Origin of the sequence: Edaphobacter sp. (genome assembly GCF_035763405.1) — a bacterium.
GTDB lineage: Bacteria > Acidobacteriota > Terriglobia > Terriglobales > Acidobacteriaceae > Edaphobacter.
This window is the reverse complement of sequence record NZ_DASUBE010000157.1, coordinates 1-22458: the sequence shown is the minus strand read 5'-3', so window position 1 is coordinate 22458 and position 22458 is coordinate 1. Positions and strand designations below refer to the sequence as shown.

Annotated in this window: 20 protein-coding genes; 14 read left to right on the top strand and 6 right to left on the bottom strand. The window is 60.0% G+C overall.

The window, feature by feature from the left end; translation table 11 throughout:
• Positions 1–50 precede the first annotated feature (50 nt).
• Together VFU66_RS14695 and VFU66_RS14690 are read right to left on the bottom strand one after the other, a co-directional pair.
• A complete protein-coding gene (locus VFU66_RS14695; RefSeq protein WP_326447018.1) occupies positions 51–812 on the bottom strand; it encodes an RNA methyltransferase in 762 nt (253 codons plus the stop codon).
• A gap of 72 nt (positions 813–884) precedes the next feature.
• On the bottom strand, positions 885–1781 hold the full coding sequence (locus VFU66_RS14690; protein WP_326447017.1) for a YXWGXW repeat-containing protein: 897 nt from the start codon (positions 1779–1781) through the stop codon (positions 885–887).
• A 311-nt stretch (positions 1782–2092) separates the two neighbouring features.
• Here VFU66_RS14690 and dnaG point away from each other — a divergent pair, with 311 nt between their 5' ends.
• The 7 genes from dnaG to VFU66_RS14655 all read left to right on the top strand — a co-directional run bounded on the left by dnaG (position 2093) and on the right by VFU66_RS14655 (position 11575).
• Complete coding sequence (gene dnaG / locus VFU66_RS14685) at positions 2093–3892, top strand: DNA primase (RefSeq protein WP_326447016.1); 1800 nt, start codon at positions 2093–2095, stop codon at positions 3890–3892.
• A 205-nt stretch (positions 3893–4097) separates the two neighbouring features.
• Positions 4098–5492, top strand: coding sequence for a lipopolysaccharide biosynthesis protein (locus VFU66_RS14680; RefSeq protein ID WP_326447015.1), 1395 nt, complete (start codon positions 4098–4100; stop codon positions 5490–5492).
• Between the two features lie 40 nt (positions 5493–5532).
• Complete coding sequence (locus tag VFU66_RS14675; protein ID WP_326447014.1) at positions 5533–5760, top strand: AbrB/MazE/SpoVT family DNA-binding domain-containing protein; 228 nt, start codon at positions 5533–5535, stop codon at positions 5758–5760.
• Between the two features lie 3 nt (positions 5761–5763).
• Complete coding sequence (locus VFU66_RS14670) at positions 5764–6153, top strand: type II toxin-antitoxin system death-on-curing family toxin (protein ID WP_326447013.1); 390 nt, start codon at positions 5764–5766, stop codon at positions 6151–6153.
• Between the two features lie 478 nt (positions 6154–6631).
• Positions 6632–8344 (top strand): RNA polymerase sigma factor RpoD, encoded by a 1713-nt coding sequence (rpoD, locus tag VFU66_RS14665; RefSeq protein ID WP_326447012.1) that lies wholly within the window; start codon positions 6632–6634, stop codon positions 8342–8344.
• A gap of 139 nt (positions 8345–8483) precedes the next feature.
• Positions 8484–10385 (top strand): hypothetical protein, encoded by a 1902-nt coding sequence (locus VFU66_RS14660; protein ID WP_326447011.1) that lies wholly within the window; start codon positions 8484–8486, stop codon positions 10383–10385.
• 38 nt (positions 10386–10423) lie between these two features.
• Positions 10424–11575: a glycosyltransferase family 2 protein gene (locus VFU66_RS14655; protein WP_326447010.1), complete on the top strand. Its 1152-nt coding sequence runs from the start codon at positions 10424–10426 to the stop codon at positions 11573–11575.
• On the opposite strand, the gene VFU66_RS14650 is transcribed toward VFU66_RS14655, so the two are convergent.
• The gene (locus VFU66_RS14650; protein ID WP_326447009.1) at positions 11572–11961 is read right to left on the bottom strand and encodes a hypothetical protein; all 390 of its coding nucleotides are present in this window, start codon (positions 11959–11961) and stop codon (positions 11572–11574) included. The genes VFU66_RS14655 and VFU66_RS14650 overlap by 4 nt on opposite strands.
• 81 nt (positions 11962–12042) lie before the next feature.
• On the opposite strand from VFU66_RS14650, the gene VFU66_RS14645 reads away from it, so the two are divergent.
• Positions 12043–12471, top strand: coding sequence for a TM2 domain-containing protein (locus VFU66_RS14645; RefSeq protein ID WP_326447008.1), 429 nt, complete (start codon positions 12043–12045; stop codon positions 12469–12471).
• 70 nt (positions 12472–12541) lie between these two features.
• Here the strand turns inward: VFU66_RS14645 and VFU66_RS14640 are convergent, their stop codons facing one another.
• Positions 12542–13474, bottom strand: a complete 933-nt coding sequence (locus VFU66_RS14640) for a hypothetical protein (RefSeq protein ID WP_326447007.1) — start codon at positions 13472–13474, stop codon at positions 12542–12544.
• 415 nt (positions 13475–13889) lie between these two features.
• Here VFU66_RS14640 and VFU66_RS14635 point away from each other — a divergent pair, with 415 nt between their 5' ends.
• The 3 genes from VFU66_RS14635 (at position 13890) to VFU66_RS14625 (ending at position 16646) form a co-directional block, all read left to right on the top strand.
• A complete protein-coding gene (locus tag VFU66_RS14635; RefSeq protein WP_326447006.1) occupies positions 13890–14450 on the top strand; it encodes a PEP-CTERM sorting domain-containing protein in 561 nt (186 codons plus the stop codon).
• A 9-nt stretch (positions 14451–14459) separates the two neighbouring features.
• Positions 14460–15458, top strand: coding sequence for an N-acetylmuramic acid 6-phosphate etherase (gene murQ / locus VFU66_RS14630; RefSeq protein ID WP_326447005.1), 999 nt, complete (start codon positions 14460–14462; stop codon positions 15456–15458).
• Between the two features lie 81 nt (positions 15459–15539).
• Complete coding sequence (locus VFU66_RS14625; protein ID WP_326447004.1) at positions 15540–16646, top strand: glycerophosphodiester phosphodiesterase family protein; 1107 nt, start codon at positions 15540–15542, stop codon at positions 16644–16646.
• 4 nt (positions 16647–16650) lie between these two features.
• Here the strand turns inward: VFU66_RS14625 and ruvB are convergent, their stop codons facing one another.
• On the bottom strand, positions 16651–17691 hold the full coding sequence (gene ruvB, locus VFU66_RS14620) for a Holliday junction branch migration DNA helicase RuvB (RefSeq protein WP_326447003.1): 1041 nt from the start codon (positions 17689–17691) through the stop codon (positions 16651–16653).
• 123 nt (positions 17692–17814) lie between these two features.
• Here ruvB and VFU66_RS14615 point away from each other — a divergent pair, with 123 nt between their 5' ends.
• A complete protein-coding gene (locus VFU66_RS14615; RefSeq protein WP_326447002.1) occupies positions 17815–19308 on the top strand; it encodes a hypothetical protein in 1494 nt (497 codons plus the stop codon).
• A gap of 260 nt (positions 19309–19568) precedes the next feature.
• On the opposite strand, the gene VFU66_RS14610 is transcribed toward VFU66_RS14615, so the two are convergent.
• The gene (locus VFU66_RS14610) at positions 19569–20945 is read right to left on the bottom strand and encodes a glycoside hydrolase family 27 protein (RefSeq protein WP_326447001.1); all 1377 of its coding nucleotides are present in this window, start codon (positions 20943–20945) and stop codon (positions 19569–19571) included.
• Positions 20946–21306: 361 nt separating this feature from the next.
• Between VFU66_RS14610 and VFU66_RS14605 the strand changes: the two genes are divergently transcribed.
• Positions 21307–22098 (top strand): ABC transporter ATP-binding protein, encoded by a 792-nt coding sequence (locus tag VFU66_RS14605; protein ID WP_326447000.1) that lies wholly within the window; start codon positions 21307–21309, stop codon positions 22096–22098.
• A 117-nt stretch (positions 22099–22215) separates the two neighbouring features.
• On the top strand, positions 22216–22458 hold a 243-nt coding region (locus VFU66_RS14600; RefSeq protein ID WP_326446999.1), incomplete at its 3' end, for an ABC transporter permease.

The following is a 22458-nucleotide window of genomic DNA, read 5'->3' as shown; positions in this document are numbered from 1 at the left end:
ACCTCCGCATTCCATCAAATGAACGCACTCCAGACTACGCGAAGCAGTTGCTATCCGGCATCCGTCTCGCCGAACTTCCACAGCACTTGGCGTAGAATCCCCATCCACACTGGAGCATCGCCTGTCGAAACACCCATGCGCATGACCAGCCTGCGAAGTTGCTCTTCAGTGCAGTTTGCCGGATGCCGCTTGATATATCCGCTCGTCCGCAACACCTCGGTCAGCAATGTTACCAACCGCTCGCGCTCACCTGCCGTTGCTGCTGGATCGTCAACCTCCGCAAGCGACTCACCGCTGTGGCGGAAGAGTTCATACAGGCAGACCGCAACGGCCTGGCCAAGATTCATGGAAGGGTGCCGAGCGTCCTCATACTGCTGCATGGGGATGGTCAACAGCCAGTTACAGTGACTCAATTCCTCATTGCTCAGCCCGGTCTTCTCTGATCCGAAGAGCATGGCGACTCGGCCTCCAAGATCTTCGCGCGCCATTTCGCTATGAATCAGCGGAGCAGCCTGCTGCAACGTACGGAGCGGGTGCTGCAACGCACGCTCGCCCACTGCCGTTGTTCCAACCACCAATGTGCAGTCAGCAACTGCGTCCACTACAGAAGCGAAAGTCCTGGCGTCAGAGAGCACTTCAGAAGCATCCACGGCGGAACGCGCCGTCGCAAATGGCACGGTGTAATCGCTAACGATGCGCAGATGGCGAAAGCCGAAGTCGTGTATGGCCCGCGCCACTGCGCCGATATTATTCGGGTTGCGTGCGCGCACCAAGACTATAACGACACGGCTGAGCTCTTCAGCGGAAAGCATTACTTCTGATTTTAGGCGCGAAAAATGCGGCCAGCGAATCTCTCGCAGGCCGCATGGTTGGTGACAGATTGTTTACCGCCGGTCGCGCCCGCCTTCTTCGCGTGCTTGCGGGTGCGGATTTCCCTGCCGTGCTTCGTTGTGCTTGTCGTTGTAGATCTGGCGGCTCACATGGTTCTGCTGCCGGTTGACCTGCTGGCGTTCCTGTTGAGTCAGGCGTCCGTTGTTGGCCTGGCGGTCGTTGCGCACCTCGCGGTTGATGTTCGCCTCGCGGCCCTCAACGTTCCTGTTCTCATGCGCTGTCATCTGGCCGGAGCGGACTCCGTTGGCAATACGGTCTTGCTGATTTTCCGCGCGTGCACCCGGACGAGACATTGCCATCGTCTGCGGACGTCCATGGTTGACCGAGGCAAGCTGGCCGCGATCGTGCGAGGCAACATCGCGGTGGCTCACCTGCTCGCTTGTGGGCTGATAGTGTCGCTCATGGAAGGCGGCCTCTTCGCGCGCATTGGCGCGAGCTTGCAGGCCTCCGTTGCCTCCGTTGTAGCTCACCTTACTGTAGTTGTTCACAATGACTGTCTTGTTGTAGACGTTATGAACATTAACTACATTGATGTTATTCACGCTGCGGTTGTAGGCAAAGACGCCATGGTTCCAGTAGCCGCCCTCATAGCCAACGCCGGTGTAGCCAAAGCCGTAGTGGACTCCGCCGTAGAAGCCGATGTGCGGTCCCCAGTAACCGGCATGGAAAATGTAAAAGCCGCCAGGGCCGTAAGCCCAGTAGCCGGGCGTCCAGAGCATACCAACGGCCGGTGGCCGCACCCACACGCCGGGCACCCAGTAGTAGCCGTCCGGGCCGTAAGCCCAGTAGCCGGGCGTCCACAGGTAGCCGTCGCCGGGGCAGATGGGTTGCGTATAGACCGGCAGCGCCGGCGGCGCAATGGTGATGTTGACAAAGACCCCAGCGGACATGGCCGCAGGTACTAGCGCAAGGGTTGCTATCAGAGCAAACTTACGAACTACGTTGAAAGATCGCATCATCAACCTCGGGGAGAGCTATACGGCATCAGCGGCCGCTTCGCTTTGATTGGAACGAGCGCCGTGCCCGTCCGTAAATACCACTATGGGAACACGGCCTCGTGCAGGAAGTTTTCCGAGTTGATGGAAAGCTTGTTCAGCCTCTGCAACTTAAGTGCCGGAGCACTCTAAGCCCCACGCAATCATCACAATCCCCGGGTGTAACGGAAAAGATACGGGTCATCTACACTCGTATCTGACCAGGTATGTCCGATAACTTCGCCCAGACAGTCAAGCAGCAGGCCGACATCGTGCGCGTCATTGGCGAGTACGTCAAGCTGCGTAAGAGCGGCGCGCAGAACTACACCGGCCTGTGCCCCTTCCATAAAGAGAAGACCGGAAGCTTCTCCGTCAACGCCACGCACGGCTATTTCTACTGCTTTGGTTGCCACGAGAAGGGCGATGTCTTCTCCTTCCTGATGAAGCTCGAAAGCATCAGCTTCCCAGAGGCCGTTCGCGCCGTCGCCACAAAATGCAACATCCCGTTGCCCAAGCGCGAGTTCAGCTCGCCCGAAGAGGCGCGCGAAGCAGGGATGCGCAAGCAGCTCATCGACATTCACGAGGCCGCGACGCAGTACTTTGAAGCAGGCCTGAAGAGTGCCGAAGCGGCACGCGCCCGCGAGTATTTGACGGGCCGAGGTGTCACCGCCGACACCATCGCGAAGTTCCGTATCGGCTACGCTCCCGACGACTTCAACCACATGCGCAACGCGCTCTCGGCGCACTTCGCCGAAGACGTACTCCGCGCGAGCGGCCTGTTCAGCGCGCGCGAGCAGGCCGACGGCAGCCAGGGCCAGCTCTACGCCCGCTTTCGCAAGCGCATCACCTTCCCCATCGCCAACGAGGCAGGCAAGACGATCGCCTTTACCGGCCGCGCGCTCGATGCCGAAGACGAAAAGGGAAGGCCAATCGCCAAATACCTCAACTCACCCGAGACCTCGCTCTATATCAAGGGCCAGGTGCTCTTCAATCTCGACAAGGCCAAGGCCGACATTCGCAAGCTCGGTTTCGCGGTCCTGGTCGAAGGCCAGATGGATTGCATCTCCGTCTATATGGCGGGCATCCGCAACGTCGTCGCCACGTCGGGCACGGCGTTTACCGAAGCGCAGGTGCGCCTGCTCAGCCGCTTCACTCCCGAAAAGCAGATCATTCTCAACTTCGACCCCGACACCGCAGGCCAGAACGCCACCGAAAAGGCCAGCGTCGTGCTGACGGAAGAGGGCTTCGAGGTGCGCATCGTCACGCTCGACGACGGCCTCGATCCCGACCGATTCATCCGTGAGCGCGGGCTCGAAGCCTACACTGCGGCCGTGCGCGGCGCCAAACGCTATATGGACTACCTCATCGACCGCGCACGCCAGGAATTTCCTTCTCGCACTTCGGACGCGAAAGTGAAGGCGATGAACTTTCTGCTGCCGCATATCCGCCGGATGACCAACCGCATCCAGCGCGACGAGTTCGCCGCCGACGCCGCGCAGAAGCTCGGCATCGACTCTGCCATCCTGCGCCAGGAACTGAAGCAGGCTGCCGCGCAGCGCGTCGAGAGCATCCGCCAGCACACGCACGACCCAGCCTCGGAGACCGAGCGCGTCCTGCTGCGCGTCTTGGTGTTGCCCGAAGATGACCCTGCCCGGGTGCTCGCCGCACAAGAACTCTCGCAGCATCCCGAGTGGTACGACGGCCTGCCCTCGTCCGCTGTTCTGGAGGCGCTGGCCAACTCTCCGGTCCCGGAAAATCCGCTTGATGCCGCTCCAGACCAGGAGGGCCGCGTCCTGCTTGCCCGCGCACTCGAAGGCGGTGAGCCAGCCGAAACCAACGATCCGTCGCAATCCATGATCGAGCAGGTCGAGAACGCGCTCCATACCTTACGCGCACGCCGTCTCGAACGTCGCCAGCGCGAGATCCGCACGCTCATTGCCGAAGCCGAACGCCGCAATGACCAGGAGATGCTCACTCGACTGATCGCCGAAAAGATACAGATAGACCGCTCGCTGCGGGAGTTTTGAACCTGAGCACCGGCCCGCGCCATCGCCCGGAACGTTTCCTTCATCTTGTTACAATCCACTTAGCGGATAAGCCGTTGAGACGCCTGTTGGGGAGCGGACAGTCTCTGGCCAACCAGGCACCTCCGGTGGATCAGACCGTGACCTCCAATCATTCAACCAACGCCACAACTAAGCGCATCGACCGGAGACGAAGAGAGAAGACAGCATGGACAGCCACACCAAGCGGCGACTGTTTCTCGGCTTCCTGTCCGGCTGGATCGGCAAGCTGGCCGGAACCATCGTCCAGTTTGTCCAGATCCCTGTCTTTCTCCATTTCTGGAGTGTTCCGCTCTACGGCGAGTGGATGATCGTCAACTCGATTCCCTCCTACCTCAGCTTCAGCAACGTTGGCTTCGGCAATGTGGCCGGTAATGAGATGACGATGATGGTCGCGCGCGACGATCACGAAGGAGCTGTCCGTGTCTTTCAGAGTTGCTGGTGGCTGATCGTCTTCATGTGCTCGTTGATCATCATGCTGCTGTCGGGCGCTCTCTATTTCCTTCCTGCGGCGCGACTATTGAAACTCACTCACATCAGCGAAACCGACACCAAGTGGATCATCTTCTATCTTGGAGTCGCTGTACTGCTGGGCCAACTGGAGCAGTTGCTACAGGCCGCTTACCGGTCCATCGGACGCTATCCCTTTGGCTCGTTTCTGAAGACCATGATCTCGCTGGGGGCGTACACCTGCATGATTCTCTCGGTGGTCTTCGGTGCTGGCGCACGCACGGCCGCGCTTCTGTTCGCCTGCGCCAACGTAGCCGGAACCGCGCTGCAATACACCATGGTGCGGCGCGATGTCGCGTGGCTCAAATTTGGTTGGAGCCATGCAGAGATGAGCGAAATCCGCAGGCTGGCGCGTCCTGCCATCGCTTTTATGGGATTCCCGCTGGGCAACGCACTCAACCTGCAGGGCGCGGTCCTGGCCGTTGGCTATGCTCTCGGTCCGGTAGCGGTCGTCGTCTTTGGCACGGCCCGCACCGTCTCCCGAGTTGCTCTCCAGATGGGCAACATGGTCGGCGGCACCTTCGAGCCGGAGATGTCGATCGCCTATGGCGCAGGAAACATCCCGCTGATCCGCGCTCTGCTGCGCCGCGCCTGCCAGTTGGCGATATTCGTCTCGGTTGCGGTGACAGTCATGATGCTGGCAGGCGGGCCTTGGTTCCTGAATCACTGGACAGGAGGCCACGTACCGCCCAGCCGCGGACTGCTGAGCATCTTGCTGGTAGTCGTTGTCATTTACTCGTTCTGGGCCACGGCTTCATCTCTGTTGACCTCGACGAACCAGCACCAGCGTCTTGCCGTCTTCTACATCCTCGGCACAGCGGCAAACTGTGTTCTGTGCTACTTCCTGGGACGAGCGTATGGTCTTTACGGCGCGGCTTCTTCGCTGCTCGTATCAGAGATCGTCATGAACCTGTACGTCTTGCCGGCTGCGCTGCGCATCTCGCACGACACGTTCCCCGCGTTCTTGGCCAGCATGACCCACTACCCGCCTTCGCTGCGCCCGGCCGCGCTTTTTTCGCGCTTCCGGCGCTCAGCGGCGGGCATTGAGGGCTAGTTATAACGCATGTTATAGCCAAGCGGAGGCATTCGCCATCATGGCCACCACCGTCAAGATCACCGCCATCGGAAACTCGGTTGGCATTGAGCCGCCCAGGGAAGTACTAAACCGGCTACATGTCGAAAAGGGGGACACTCTCTTTGTGACGGACACTCCTGACGGGGTCCGGCTCTTCCCTTACAACGTTACGTTTGCTCAGAAGCTGGAAGCCCTTGAGCAGATTATGCGCGAGAACCGCGATGTGTTGAAGAAGCTCGCGGAATAAACAATGGCCGAGCCGATCCGGATTGACAAACCTGAGACCCTGATTGCGCACTCAATGCAGTTAGCCGAGCATGGCGGTTCCGATGGAATCAGGGACGAGACATTGCTCGACTCCGCTCAGCCGAAACCACGGAACGTCTTCGCCTATGTCGAAACCGCCGATCTTCCCCGACTCGCCGCATCCTACGCCTTCGGTATCGCGCGGAATCATCCATTTTTCGATGGAAACAAACGCACGGCACTTGTGGTTTCCGAGGGTTTTCTGCGTTTGAACGGTTTGCGGATTAGCTCATCCCCAGAAGAGAAATACTTTACCTTCCTGCACCTTGCCGACGGCTCGCTCGGCGAAGAGGAACTCGCAGAGTGGTTCAGAAAGCACGCCGTTTATCTGTAAGTCGATGCATCTAAATGGCTAATGGAGACTTGGTTTTGAAGGGGCGCAACTCTGCGGATTGCGAAAGAAATGCGCGCTCCGTGCTTTTCGGTGGGAGTGCAGGGCTTTAGCCTGCGAAACCTCAGCAAAATCAAGAGGCTTTGGCCCCGGTGCGTCCGACACCGACTGTCGGACGCACCTTTTGCAGCCACTGTAGTCTCGCTGCAAACCGCTGGGAGGGTATCTCTGGAGTCTATTTCGCGTCTGGAACGTCCAATCATGTGGTATTCTGTGATTCGCTGGGGACGTGTGCCTTTGTATGCCCTGCCTTCTGAGGCAACCGGGCTTGCCACCGCGGTCTTAACCGCACCTTACTCCCTGCCAATACTTGAACCACCAGGGGATTTTTCCGCCTGCATCGCGCCTGCGCGTTCAAAATGACTCGAAAGGTCGGCGGCCGTCCCATCTTTAGAATTCCTCGCGAGGAGTGCGCACTGCCGTGGCTGAAGAACTCGACAAGTACGAAGAAGATATAGATAAGCTCATCGATACAGGGAAGGAAAAGGGCTACCTGACCTACGGCGAGGTCAACGACCTCCTGCCTGGCGACATCACCACGCCCGACGATCTCGATGACCTGCTCACCACCATCAACACTCAGGGCATCGACGTGCTCTCCGGCGAGTCGAAGTTCGGCGGCGAGCGCGAAAAGTACGAGCCCGAGGCCGGCGAAGAGTCCGAGGACGTGGAACTCGACCTCTCGCCCGGAACGCTCGAAAAGACTAACGATCCCGTCCGTATGTACCTGCGCGAGATGGGCACCGTGCCGCTGCTCACCCGCGAAGGCGAAGTCGAAATCGCCAAGCGCATCGAGCGCGGCCAGCTTCGCGTCATGAAGGCCATCTCGCGTTCGCCCATTGTCATCCGCGAAATCGTCGGCCTCGGCGAAGACCTTAAGCGCGGCGTGCGCAACATCAAAGAGGTCGTTACCTTCGACGAGGAAGAACTCACCGAAGAGATCCTCCAGGCCCGCGTCAAGCACACCGTCGGCCGCATCGACCACATCCTCAAGCACCAGAAGAAGATCGCTCAACTTGAAGAAAAGGTTGCTGCGCCGCATGGCAAGGACGCCAAGGCCAAGGCGAAGGACGCGCGCAAGAACCGCTGGCTCATTGGCCGCGAGAACGTCTACATCAATCGCATCGTCCGCGAATTGAAGTACACCAACGGCGAAAAGAAGCGCCTGCTCGACAAGGTCAACAAGACCGTCGATTCCATGCGTACGCTCGAGCGCCAGATCAAGACCCTCGACACCAAGCACGAGGCCTCGAAGTCCGAAGAGCTGCGCAAGGAGTACAAACGCCAGCAGAAAAACTGCCGCACCGACCTCGAACGTCTCGAACAGGAAGCGGGCATCTCCATCGCCGATCTCAAGCGCACCCAGCGCGAGATGATCCAGGGCGACATGGACGCCGAGCGCGCCAAACGCGAGCTGATCGAGGCCAACCTTCGCCTCGTTGTCTCCATCGCCAAGAAGTACACCAACCGCGGACTGCAGTTCCTCGACCTGATTCAGGAGGGCAACATCGGCCTGATGAAGGCGGTCGACAAATTCGTGTACCGCCGTGGCTACAAGTTCTCGACCTACGCGACGTGGTGGATTCGTCAGGCGATCACCCGCGCCATCGCCGACCAGGCCCGCACCATCCGTATCCCGGTGCACATGATCGAGACCATCAACAAGCTCATCCGCACCAGCCGTCAGCTCGTGCAGGAGCTTGGCCGCGAAGCGTCTTCGGAAGAGATCGCCCGCCGCATGGACATCCCTGTGGCGAAGGTCCGCAAGGTCCTCAAGATCGCGCAGGAGCCCATCTCGCTCGAAACGCCCATCGGAGAAGAGGAAGATTCGCACCTCGGCGACTTCATCGAAGACCGCATGGCCGTCAGCCCATCCGACGCCGTCATCTCGGTCAACCTGAAGGAGTACACCTCGCAGGTGCTGCGCACTCTGACGCCGCGCGAGGAGCGCGTCATCAAGATGCGCTTCGGCCTCGAAGATGGCTCCGAACACACGCTCGAAGAGGTTGGCCAGAGCTTCCAGGTCACGCGCGAGCGCATCCGTCAGATCGAGGCCAAGGCCCTGCGCAAACTGCGTCACCCCAGCCGCAGTCGCAAGCTGAAGGCATTCGTGGATGGTGTCAAGGACGCATGACCTGGTGTATGCGATTTGAACACGCGGGCAACAGCGCAGGCTGTTGCCCGTTTTCGACTTATGCACCTGCGACCAAAAAGTGTCACGGGGCCGCACATTCCTGAGATGATGAGAGAACAGCCCAGAGGATTCGACAACAGTGGACAGCCCGCTCTCTCAGCTCACTGCCAATCAAACGGACGAACAGCAGAATGAGTCGTCCGTCGCAGTCCGGCCTGTCTCTTCCCCATCGGAACAGGCCCCTCTCCAGCACTGGCTGCGACGGTTCTGGCCGATCTATTGTCTGCTCGTGGCTCTCGTCACCTTTGGTTACGCACTCTGGGATTCCTATCAAATCGATGGCGATGCAGTTGCCTACATGGACATTGGCGACCTAATTCGGAGCCACCACTGGGCAGGCGTCATCAACGGATATTGGAACCCTTTGTACCCTGCGGCACTCGCGCTTGGTCACATAGTCTTTCATGCCACGCGCTTCACCGAGCTTCATGCGTATTACATCGTGAACTTTGGCATCTTTCTTTTGGAGATGCTCGCTGTCGTCCTCTTCAGCGACTCCATCATCCGATTGCGCAATGTTCAAGAGGAGGCTGCCGTCGGGGGTCACTCAGCCGGCTTCCTTCTGGATCGCTATGCTCTCCGCTACATCGGTCTCGCGTTGCTGGTCATCGCCTCGCAGCGGGAATTGAGCATGGGCAAGGTGCGTCCCGACGCTCTTCTGATGGCATGTCTGCTCTTTGCCCTTGCGGCTCTGCTGAACCATCTCTCGACAGGCCATCTCCGTTATGCTGCGCTGATGGGTGCGGCACTTGGATTTGCCTATCTAGCCAAATCCTTTGCCTTTGCCTTTACGGCAGTGTGCCTCGTCGTTCTCATCGCGTTCCGTTGGATATGGCTCCGGCACAAGCCCGCGCGAATCGTAATAGCTGCGCTCGTCGGCGGGGTCTGTTTCGTCATCGTCGCCGGACCCTACATCGCCGCGCTCTCTCGCCAGAAGGGCCGTCTGGACTTCGGGGATTCGGGCACGCTCAACTATGCCTGGTACGTGGGTGGAACGGAGAAGATGCATCTTCAGCAGAACCAGACGGCGCTCTTCGGCTCGGCTGACGTCCACCTCAAGCATCCGGAAAAGGAGTTGCTACAGTCGCCCGTCGTTCTCAGCTACAAAGCTCTTCCCTATGGCACCTATCCCGATTGGTTCGACACCAGCTTCTGGAACGATCAGATCAAGACGCACTTCAATCTTCACGGGGAGATCCATCGCGGGTCACGCAACGTAGTCCTTGTCATGCGTTATCTGCTCAACCATCCGGAGGCGTGGTTACTGCTCGCTGTTCTTCTGGTGCTTGGCACGCGCCCCGGTCTCAGATGGAGACCAGCACACAATTCCTTCTGGCTGGTGCCGACGTTGCTTGGTGTCCTGGTCTTCGTCATCTATGGCATGGTGAACATTGAAGAGCGATACGTGACGATCGGTTTTCTCGCAGTCATTCTGGCGCTGTTCGCAGCACTGCGACCGACGCACAAACGAATCGGCGGTGAAGCCCTTGCCTCCTCCGCGCTTGTACTTCTGTTTGCCTTGCTGGCTGTAGGCGAGTCTGCACGCACCATCGCGCAACTTCGGCGCGACCTCTCCGTGGCCGGTTCTCCAGGCGGGTGGTACGACGCCGACACGTTTGAAGCGGCCCATGCACTCAATGCACTCGGCGTGGGGCCCGGTGACTCGATCGCATGCATCGGGACCCGCGCCTGCCTCTACGACATCTACTGGGCGCGCCTGGCCGGCGTCCGCATTCTCACCGAGATTTACCTCCCTACTTTACCGCTCTATCCGCAACTCGCGGCGATGCCGAATCGCGCGCTGGCCATCGACACCGTGCGCGGGCAGGGAGCAAAAGTCCTTGTAGGCTACTTCAGTCCAGGCATTCAGCCTGGCGCCTCGCCCATACCGCCCGGTTGGATTGAGTTGGGAGACTCCCCCTACTACGCGCTCCCGCTCAACCTTGCTCCATCTGCTCCCACTGCAACCAAAGCGCCCTGACGCAACATCAAGCTAAGCTGTTTGTATTATTCAAAACAATGAGCGACCTCACTGTCACCATCCTGATGCCCTGCCTGAATGAAGCAGAAACGCTCGCCATCTGCGTTCGCCAGGCCGTCGCCGCATTACGCGACAACCATGTTGCCGGAGAAGTGCTCATCGCTGACAACGGCAGCACAGACGGCTCGCAACAGATTGCGACAGACGAAGGAGCGCGCGTCATCGCCGTTCCCGTGCGCGGCTATGGAGCGGCGCTGATGGCCGGCATCGAGTCCGCGCGCGGCAAGTACATTTTGATGGCTGATGCCGATGCGAGCTACGACTTTGGCCATCTGCCCCGCTTTCTTGAGAAGCTCGAAGAGGGCAACGACCTCGTCATGGGCAACCGCTTCAGCGGCGAGATCAAGCCCGGGGCCATGCCGCCGCTGCATCGTTACCTCGGCAACCCGGTCCTCAGCTTCATCGGACGCCTCTTCTTCGGCATTCCCGTCCGCGACTTTCACTGCGGCATTCGCGCGATGCGCGCAGAGACCATCCGCGCACTCGACCTGCACACCACGGGCATGGAGTTCGCCAGCGAGATGGTCGTCAAGTCCAGTCTGGCGGGCCTCCGCATCGCCGAGGTGCCGACCACGCTCTCGCCCGACGGCCGCTCGCGCCCTCCCCACCTTCGCACCTGGCGGGACGGATGGCGTCACCTGCGGTTTCTACTGCTCTACAGTCCGCGATGGCTCTTTTTCTACCCTGGTGTCATCACCTTCGTTGTCGGCCTGCTGATCTCGCTCTGGCTTCTCCCCGGTCCGCAGACCGTCGGCCGCTGGACGTTCGACGTCGACACACTCACCTACTCTCTCGGGTTGGTCCTCATCGGCGCCCACATCTCCGCCTTCGCGGTCAGCGCCAAAGTTTTTGGCACGCAGGAGGGTTTTCTGCCTCCCAACCCGAAGTTCGAGCGGGTCTTCCAATACATCACCCTCGAAGTCGGGCTTCTGTTCGGCTGCGCTCTCCTGCTCGCAGGAATCGGTATCCTCGTCTACGCTATCCACCTGTGGCACGTCGCCGGTTTCGGAGATCTCTCGCCCCAGCGAATACTCCGGCTCACGCTCCCCTCAGCCACCTGCATGATGCTTGGTGTCGAGGCGATCTTCGGTAGCTTCTTCCTCAGCCTTCTCGGAATGAACCGCCGCTAGCCTGTTCCATAGACCAAGCCATCTTGACCGCAATCAGCACCCGTTTGCCGCCATCCATCACACGTCATCCCGATCGGAGGCGGCGCTTTTTGCCACTGCAGCGGAGAGATCCCCGTATTTCTTCTCTGGCCAATCCATTTCGCGGTGTTCAGTAATAATACGGCGTCCTCGCGCCGCTCCCATGCCCACACCGTCACGCGCGGCAGGGTATTCATCCGTGCCGTCAGCACCCCGCTCGGCGTAGGCCGCGCATCCGAGCGCATTGCCCACAGCGCCGCACTCGCCAGGGCAAACACGGCCCACCAGCCCGCCGATAGCCTCGCTGCACCATGCATCGCACCACGATGCAGCAACTTGGCCGTCAGGTCAAGCTTCGAACAGATCAAGTGGGTCGCGTTTTCCGGAACCACAACGGGCTGACGCGCGTATCATTTTCTGCAAGCCCGACCAGGAATCCGGAGACCTACATGCAATTCCCCGACTCCATCTATACCTGCAACATGAACGACTACCAGCGCGCCCTGTTCTACACCGAGTACGAGCGCGCCCGCAAAGACGAGGTCGTCTGCGTCCTCTTCGCCATCTTCCTCGGCTGCTTCGGCGCTCATCACTTCTATCTCCGCCGCAACGGCCTCGGCATCGTCTACCTGTTGCTCTGCTGGACCGGCATCTCCGCTATCCTCGGGTTGATCGACGCCTTCCTGTCCCCGGGTCGCGTTCACAGCTACAACGCCGAGTTGGCTCTCGCCATCTCCGGTTGCATCCTCAATAGCGCTGCTTCGCTCTCCGTTCCGCGAACCTGTCCGTCCTGCTACAACAACATCGAGTCAGCCGCGGCCTTCTGCCCTCGCTGCGGAGCCTCAACTCAGCCTCTACACACTCAGCCAGCGACTTAATCAGACTTCTTTAAGCACAAAAGACCACCCTTTTCGGGTGGCCCTCACTGCATTCGCTTGAAACGACGCGTTACATATTGGTATGTCCGGCGCGCATCTCTTCGTTAAAGGCCGGTTTGATGAAGGCTAACTGTGCCGCTACTTCCGCCGCATACCGTTCCTGTCGGCCCATCAGCGCCGCAGTGGGCGTGGCAAACTCGCCATCGGCCGCGAACTGAATGAGACCTTCGGAGGCAAGCGCCACCGCCGCCTTTTTCAACTCCGCTGCGGTCGTGTTCAGGTACTGCGCGTCGCGTGGATCCGCCAGCCATACCGGCTGCCCGCCGCCCAGAACGCCTGAAAGCCAGAACGCCTTGGCCGCCAGGTATTCGTGCCGCTGCGCTTCCGTCGTGTCGTTGAAATTGAACTGCTTCTTCCACGGGCTGAAGTAGCGGGTCGTCACTGGCACAGGCTGGCGGTTGCCGCTTTTCACCAGCTCAAGCTGGCCCTGGTCCATCGTCTTACGCACAGCGTTGTAGATGAATCCTTCAGCAAAAGGCTGCTCGGGGGCCTTCACAATCTCGGCAAAGGTCAGGGTCATCGAGGCCGCGATCTTGGAGTGCAACACTGCTGGCTGACCGTCCTCCAGCCATACCTCGCCATGCACCAGATACGTGTCCGCGCCTGAGGTCGAGGTGTGGAACGGCCAGGCAAACTTGCTGAACCGCAACGGAAGACCATGCAGCGTCAGATAGCAGTCCGGGCGGGGGTTCTTCAGCCGCTTCGCCGCCTCCGCCAGGTACTCCGCTAACTCAGCTCGCAGATCGGCTCTGTCGAGATCGACCCTGCTGCCCAACTCCAGCGTCTCCGTCTTTGCCGCGTCGCCGGCCAGGCTCAACTTATACCGTACCGTCGGATTGCCGGAAAAATCCGCCCCCGCTTCACTCGAAACCACTGCCAGTCCGGCTATCCTGGCCGCCGCTTCCAACTGTGCTGCCAAAGCCGTCTGCATTCCCATGCTCATCGTCCTCATCGTCCTTCAAAAATTTTGGGTGTCATTCCATTTTACGACTCAACCGGCCTCCGGCGCCCCTGCAACACATAGTTCCCGGCAATCTTTGCTACGGTAGCGGATGCAAACGTGAGAAGCTCTTGATGCTCTTCAAATGCACTAAAAATGGTGCAATTCCGACACTAGGTGTCGCTGTGTTGCCATCTGCTCTGTTCTGCGCAAAGCAGGCAAAGCCTTTCTGTTTACCTGCAAAACCTTGCATCATTGCGAAATTGTTCATTTTGTGTAGTACCGTAACTTGTTGTTTCTGCGCAAGTATATGCACATCAAAAGATTCTCCAAATTGGCATGGCACCTGCTCTTAGCAAGTGTGAGGAACGACCTCGAAAGCTCTGATGTCAATGCTTTGCCTTAGGAGAACAACTATATGTTTAAAACGATTGCAATACTGACTGCACTGGTCATTGGCACCGCTTCTATGGCCAAGGCAGACATAATCTCTATCAACGGGAGCGTTAACTACGATCCCACGAATACTACTTTGACCTTCACCGGTCCGACGGTTGGTGGGTATCCGTATGGGAGCGTCGGCGGTACCTCGACTGGGATTTTCAGCGCCTTCCAGGATTGCTTCGGATGCGTGCAGCTACAGAACCAAACACTCAACTACGGAAACTTCGTCGGGCCTTATTCTGTGTTCCACATCTCTGCGACTCCCGGCAATGGCAACCAGGATTTGCTGGTTACGTTCACCTCGATCACTTCGGTGTTAAACAATCTCGAGATTACCGGCGATGCCATTATCAACATCAATGGTGTGGTGACCCCCGGTATCCTGGACCTGACCACGCAAGGCAGCAAAGGTGGCCCCGTCAACGTTACCTTTTCTGCTACCACGTCAACCGTTCCGGAGCCTGAGTCGCTTGCCCTCTTTGGAACCGGTCTGCTCGGCATCGTCGGGCTGGCGCGTCGCAAGTTCAACGTCTAACCGGCAATCATGCACTGTACTGGGCCGGAAGCCGCAACGGGCTTCCGGCTCATTCCTTTTACGCCGACGATTGCGTTCGGCCCTCGGTCTGCGCCATCATCGTTGAACATGCAAAACCTCGCCGCGCTCCCCACCGAACTTCGCAATCCAGCTACCGAACACATCGACCAGCTTTCCACGCTCGACATGCTGCGCATCATCAACGATGAGGACGCTCGCGTAGCTGCTGCTGTCGCCCAGGTGCTTCCCGAGACTGCACGGGCCATCGACGCCATCGCGCGGCGCTTCGAGCAGAGCGGCCGTCTCTTCTACATCGGCGCCGGTACCAGCGGCCGTCTCGGCGTGCTCGACGCCAGCGAGTGCCCGCCCACCTTCTCCGTTCCTCAAACGCTGTTTCAGGGCATCATCGCCGGGGGAGACTCGGCCCTGCGCAACTCCAGCGAAGTCTCCGAAGACTCACCTGAACAGGGCGTGGCCGACCTTGCCGCGCGCGGCTTCACGCAGAACGACGCGCTCATCAGCATCGCCGCCAGCGGCCGCACGCCCTATGTCCTCGGCGCGCTCCGTTATGCAAAAAGCCTGGGCGCGCTGACCATCGCCCTCACCTGCGTGCCCAACTCCGAGATGGCCGCCCTTGCTGACATCTCGATTGCCCCGGTCACCGGCCCCGAGGTCATCACCGGCAGCACGCGGCTTAAGGCTGGTACCGCCACCAAGCTCATCCTCAATATGATCTCGACCGGCGTCATGGTCCGCACCGGCGCAGTCTACGGCAACCTCATGGTCAACGTGCAGCCCACCAACGCCAAGCTTGTCGATCGTGCCCATCGCATCATCATGGCAGCCACTGGCGTAGACCAACCCTCCGCAGCCGCGCTCCTGACCAAAGCGGGCAGTGTGAAGAAAGCCATTGCCATGCAGAAGCTCTCGCTCTCGGCCGAAGAGGCCCAGGCCAGGCTGGACGCCGCAAAGGGCAGCCTCGCTGCGCTTCTGCGAAGCACAAAGTAAGTGTCATTCTGACCCAGAGCGTACCGAATGGGGACGAATCTCGGCATTTTATTCGTTACTGTACGAATCTTATAAGTTGCGATGTCCACCAGCCCCTACCTCGCGCTCATGACTGTAGCTCACGCTCACGCAAACGCTCACGGCGCGCGAACACCAGCCCTCGCCCCGCTCGACACGACACTGCTCGGCGCGAATCCATCGGTCAATGTCGCCGAGCTGCGCGACGCAGGCTTCCGCGTGATTCCCTGGACCACCAACCTGCCCGCAACCATGCGCAAGCTCATTGCGCTCCGCGTGGACGGCATCATCTCCGATCGGCCCGACATCCTCCAGGCGGTGCTCAAGGAAGAAGCAGCAGCCCATCCGTCCGAGGCTGCATACTTTAATGCCTTTGAATCAACCGGTCATCGCGGAGCGCGCGGACTCCGCCCGGAAAACACTCTCCCCGCCTTCGAGGCGGCGCTCGACCACCTCGTCGCCGCGCTCGAAACCGACATCGGCATCACCCGCGACCGCGCCCCGCTCATCTGGCACGAGCAGTTCCTCGACCCGCGCTCCTGCCGCCGCGCCGACCACACTCGGTACACGCTCCACAACCGCGCCTACATCCGCGACATCACGCTCGCCGAAGCTCAGAGCACCTTCCTCTGCGACAAACTCCACCAGCTCCGGTTCCCCAACCAGACCAACAACCTCGCGCTCTCACCCGTCGCCGTGGCCTTCGCTGCCGAAGAGCATCTCATCGACCCTTACGCTCCCACACATGTCGAGCAGCTCTTCCGCTTCACCCATTTCTACGCGAACTACTACCGCACCGGCCCTGGCCATTCGCATCCAGAGGCTGCCGCCCGCGCCGCCAGCGCCGAGCAAGTCCGCTTCAACATCGAGACCAAGATATTGCCATGGCCCGATGATCCCGAAGGTATACCAGTAGAGAACTTACCTATTCCTGGCCACGGCGCCGAGCCCACGACCAACCATACCGCCGCCCCTCAAACCTTCGTTACTGTGCTAGGCGAAGCCATCAGCCGCAACAAGATGGAAGCCCGCACCCGCATCCTCAGCTTCGACTTCCGCATTCTCCAACTCGTCGAAGAGCAGCTTCCACGAATCCCCACCTTCTACCTCACAGAGTCGCCCGCCTCCCTCGGCACAGCACTCCTGCCACCGTCCCTACGCCAGCCTTGACCACTTAAAACAACCCCATCTTCCGCGGTGTCTCGATGCCCAGGTGCTCATACGCCAACCGCGTCGCCACGCGCCCGCGCGGAGTCCGATCCAGAAACCCAATCTGAATCAGGAACGGCTCATAGACCTCTTCGAGCGCATCCTGCTCCTCAGCCAGTGCGGCAGCCAGCGTGTTCAAGCCCACTGGTCCGCCATCGTACTTTTCGATGATCGTTCGGAGCAGCCGCCGGTCCAGCTCGTCGAAGCCGTGCGCGTCCACCTCCAGCATCGTCAGCGCGGCCTGCGCCGTTGGTCTGTCGATGACGCCCTTGGCCCGCACCTGCGCGTAGTCGCGCACGCGCCGCAGCAGCCTGTTCGCAATACGCGGAGTACCACGCGAGCGCATCGCAATCTCCGCCGCGCCGTCCCGGTCGATCGGCACGCCCAGCACCTCGGCCGAACGTTCCACCACAAACCGCAGTTCGTCGTCAGTGTAGAACTCTAGCCGCAGCAGAATCCCAAACCGCGACCGCAGTGGCGACGAGAGCAGCCCAGGCCGCGTCGTCGCCGCAACAAACGTGAACGGACGAATCTCCATCACATGCGTGCGCGCCGCCGGCCCCTGCCCGATGATGATGTCGAGCTTATAGTCCTCAAGCGCCGTGTAGAGCTTTTCTTCCAGTACTGGTTGCAGCCGGTGAATCTCGTCCAGAAACAACACCTGCCGCTCGCGCAGGTTCGTCAGGATCGCCGTCAGGTCGCCCTGAATCTGCAACGCAGGCCCGGAGGTCTGCTGAAACCCCACCTCAAGCTCGTTGGCAATGATCGTTGCCAGCGTTGTCTTGCCCAGGCCCGGCGGCCCAAACAGCAGCACATGATCCAGCGCCTCACCGCGCGACTTCGCGGCTTCGAGCGCAATCGCCAACTGCTCTTTGGCTTTTTCCTGACCAATGAACTCAGCCAGCCGATGCGGCCTGAGCTTCAGCTCAAACGCCGCATCGTCCTCCACCCGCCCGGCCGAAACCAGCCGCTCCGCTTCGTCACTCTTCGCGCGATTGTTGTGCATGACCACTCAAAGGCGATACTAAGGCGAAATCGTCAAGCAGGCAATGAGCGAACTCACACGCAACTTTCAGGGTGCAGCGGGTTCCAGTTAATTTAGACTGACAACTAAATCAAGAGGTGCAGCTTGCCGACGGACCTGCCTTTCGCCTTCACCCGCCGACGTCTTCTCCAGGGAGCGGCCTCACTTGCCGCCGCCTCACTCCTTCCCGGCTGCAACTCGTCCACCAGCCCCGGCACAACCACGCCGCCCGGGAACGCCAACGCGCAGCCCACGCCCAGCGGCCCCATGACGCAGGCCTCGCTTACCGTCACGTCCACGGTCGCAGGCAGCATCGGCCCCGCGTTCGCCGGGCTTAGCTACGAGAAAGGCACGCTTACCGAACCGCTCTTCACCGCCTCCAACGCGAACCTCATCGGTCTCTTCAAGCGACTCGGCCCCAGCGTCTTGCGCATCGGCGGCAACTCGGTAGACCGCAACATCTGGACCCCCACCGGCCCCGGCCAGACCAGCGGCCAGATCGCTCCGTCGGACGTCGATGCCGTAGCCGCCTTCGTCAAAGCCGTGGGTTGGCAGGTACTCTACGGCGTCAACCTGGGCGGAGCGGCCACCGGCGCCACCACGCCCGCGCTCGCTGCCGCCGAAGTCGCCTACGCCGCGCAGCAGTTCGGTCCCAGTCTGCTCGGCATTGAGATCGGTAACGAGTGCGACCTCTACGGCGGCACGGGCCATTACTTCGCCGGTAACTGGTCACTCACACAATTCGAGTCGCTCTGGGAGCAGTTCCGCGCTGCCATCCTCGCTTCTACGCCCACCGTCGCAATCACCGGGCCTGCCGATGCTGGCAGCATCTCCAGTTGGACCATCCCCTTCGGCGAATACGCGACCAAGCAGCAGATCACGCTCCTGACCCAGCACTACTACCGCGCCAATGGACAACTTCCCACCTCAACGGCGGAGTTCCTCATCACGCCCGACACCAATCTCGTCCACAATCTCTTGCTGCTCCAGGCCGGAGCGCAGCAGATCGGCGTTCCCTACCGCATGGCCGAGTGCAACTCTTTCTACAACGGCGGATCGAATGGAGTCAGCGACTCCTACGCCTCATCGCTCTGGGTCATCGATTATCTCTTCAACTGCGCCCAAGGCGGAGCCGCTGGCGTCAACTTCCACGGCGGCGGCAACGGCTCGGGCTATACGCCCATCGCTGACTCAAACGGCACCGTCGTCGGCGCGCGCCCCGAATATTACGGCATTCTCCTCTTCACCCTCGCTGGCCAGGGCAATCTGCTCCAGACGCAACTCTCCGCAGGCGGCCTGAACGCTACAGCCTATGCCGTTAAGTCGTCCACAGGAGGACTCAACCTCATCCTCGTCAACAAAGACAGCGCGCAGAACCTGAACGTGACCATCCATCTCACGCAGTCCGCACACTCCGCAAACCTGCTCGCCATGACCGGCCCCAGCCTCACCGCAACCTCCGGCGTCGCCATTCAGGGCGCAAGCGTAAACCCCAACGGCAGCTTTTCTCCCGCAGCGGCGTACACGCTCTCCGCTAGCGGATCGCAACTGTCCTGCTACGTCCCTGCGCTCAGCGCCGTCCTCATCAATATCGCCTGAGCCCAACGTCCGGGAAACTCCGAACAAGTTCTGGTTCTGAAGGGCGTGGCTTCATCTGCTCAGTCGCGCCGTAACCCTCTCCGATTCAACGAGGCTTTATAGCAGCTTTCCTGGAGGTGTTGTCCCCGCGACCTCCTCATCCCCAAAGCCGTTCCTGCCCTTTTGTTGTCATTCCCGAAGGGAATCCGCGTTTCACTTCGCCCCGCGCCGGGCTACACCATACGGGAGATGCTTGAGCCTCTGAGGGAACCTTCGCGGATTTAATCGGGCCTTCCCTCAAGCCGCAGCTTCAACAACACAACCCCGTGCGGCGGAATCGCCGTCGAAACCGTCGTCTTCACGCCAAGATCCTTCTTCTCCCAAACATCGCGCACGGTGTACTTCTTCCCCGTCAATCCATACTTCGCAAACGCCGTGTTCACCTGCGCCGAAGCGTCGCCAACATTGAACAGGGCCAGATATTCGGTCCCGTGCGCTGAACTCCCCGCAGCCCTCGCTGTCCACGCAACAATGTCGCCCTCGTGCAGCGCCATGCGGTTTTCCACCGAGTGCTGGTCGATCGCAATTACATCGGGATTCGTCAGTAACGATGTCGTGAATGCATCGAGCTTTGTCAGATTCGCCCCCAGAATCAGCGGCGACCGTGCCATTGACCATAGCGTCATCAACGTTCTCTGTTCGTCGTGTGTCAGGCGTGTCTCGCGTTCGTGGCCATAACCCGGCACCGGTCCCAGGTATCCCAGTGGGAGCATGTCGGCATCGGGCCAGTTGCCCGGCTTTGCATACCGCTCCCATGCGGCGGTCTTCTCAAACTGCCCCAGCACGCTCTGCGGAAAGTCTTTCCCCGTCGGGCTCGCCCAGTAGTCCCAGAAGTCGTCGGAGATGCGCCACATCTGCGCCTCCGTGCCCACCTCGGCTGCATTCGCCAATGCCGTCGGCCCCGGCGAAAGACTCAGCACCATCGGCCTGCCCGTCTTCGCAATCGCGCGATGAATCATCCGTATCTCATCAATCTTGTACGGGTGCGACGCGATGCAATCCACCTTGACGAAGTCTACGCCCCACTCCGCATATTGCCGCATCAGCGAGTCGTACCACGCCTGCCCGGCCGCATTGTTGCGCACGCCCCAGTTCGTCGGGTCCCACGAACACGCATCTGTCTGGTCGGCTGCATCCACTGCCTTGAACGTACTGCCTTCAATCGGCAGATTGCCTGCCACCGACTGGCGCGGAATCCCGCGCACAATGTGGATGCCGAACTTCATCCCCATCGAATGCACCCAGTCCGCCAGCCCCTTGAAGCTGCGATCCTGAGCTGAAGGAAATCGCGCAGGCACCGGAATATAGCGCCCGTAACGGTCCACATCCATCCGCAGCCGCTCCGGGTGCGGACGGTCCTGCGGATTCTCCATGAACCATCCCTCGTCGATCACGGCATAGTTCCACCCAAACGGCTTCAGCTTCTTGTCCAACACCTCGACGTTGTCACGAAACTGCCGCTCCGTTACCGTCAGGCCGTAGGAGTCCCAACTGTTCCACCCCATCGGAGGAGTCGGGGCCAACACCTTACTCTGCGCGCCGCCAGTCGAAGCCATCATCACCGCCGCCATCATCACCAGAAAACGCTTCATCGCCATGCGGACAACGATACCAAATACTTAACGCCGATCCTAAAGATCCCTTGTTTCATAAGCTGCTCTTCTCCTCCACCGGCTGCGCTCACGTCATCTCGACTGGAGGCGGCGTTTTTTGCCGCTGAAGCGGAGATATCCCTGTATTTCGCCTTTGCTTTGGAGTACCTCCTTTTGCATTTGGTGGGTCGATAGCTGTTTTCCGAGGGGGGATGGTCCCAACGATCTCCTCACCCTCAAAGTGGCCACAACTTTTTGTTGTCATTTCCGAAGGGAATCTGAATTTCGCATTGGCCTGCAAGGCGGCGTTCCTATTTGGAAATAACTAAACTATACGGTACAGTATTTATATTACCGGAGATAAGCTATGATCGAAGTCCAGGGCCTGGTCAAGAAATTCGGAGAGTTCGTCGCGGTCGATCACATCTCCTTCAGCGTCGGCCAGGGCGAGATCTTCGCCTTCCTCGGCCCCAACGGCGCGGGCAAGACCACCACCATCAAGATGCTGACTACGCTGCTGCGTCCCACCGGAGGCAGCGTCTCCATCGACGGCATCAATCCATTCGTCAAGCAGAACGAGGCCCGCAAACGCTTCGGCGTTGTCTTTCAGGACCCCAGCCTCGACGGCGACCTCACCGCCGCCGAAAACATGGAGCTGCACGGTGTCTTCTATCACGTGCCGCACAAGCTGCGCATCGAGCGTACCGAGATGCTGCTCCGCCAGTTCGAGCTGTGGGAGCGCCGCAACGACCGCGTCAAGACCTTCTCCGGCGGCATGAAGCGCCGCCTCGAAATCGCCCGCGGCCTGCTCCACACGCCCAAAATCCTCTTCCTCGACGAGCCTACCCTCGGCCTCGATCCGCAGACACGCAACCAGCTCTGGACGCACGTCAAGCATCTGAACGAAACCGAGCGCACCACGGTCTTCCTCACCACGCACTACATGGACGAGGCAGACCGCGTCGCGCATCGCATTGCCGTCATCGACCACGGACGCATCGTGGCTCTCGGAACACCGCAACAACTCAAGCAGCAGACCAACACCGACTCGCTCGAAGCTGCATTCCTTGCCCTCACTGGCACCACGATCCGCGACGAAGCCGCAGGCTCTGCCGACCAGATGCGCCAGATGGCCAAACTATGGGGCAACAAACGATGAACATCGATTTGCATCGCCATCCCACCAGTTTGCATTTTCATTCCGTAGTGAAGTGGAGAAATCCGCTTTCGCTCTGCGGGTCCATACAGAAAGATACGCAGTGAGGAGCATTCAACCATGAGCGTCATCTACATCATGTGGCTGCGCGAGCTGCGCCGCTACACCCGTTCCCGTGCACAGATCGTCGCCTCGCTCGGCCAGCCGCTGCTCTATCTGCTTGCGCTTGGATTCGGTCTCGGTCCCATCTTCGAGAAGGCCGGCCAGGGCAGCTATCTGCAATTCGTAGCACCCGGCGTCATTGCGATGTCCGTGCTCTTCACCTCGGTCTTCTCCGGCATCGGCCTCTTGTGGGACCGCCAG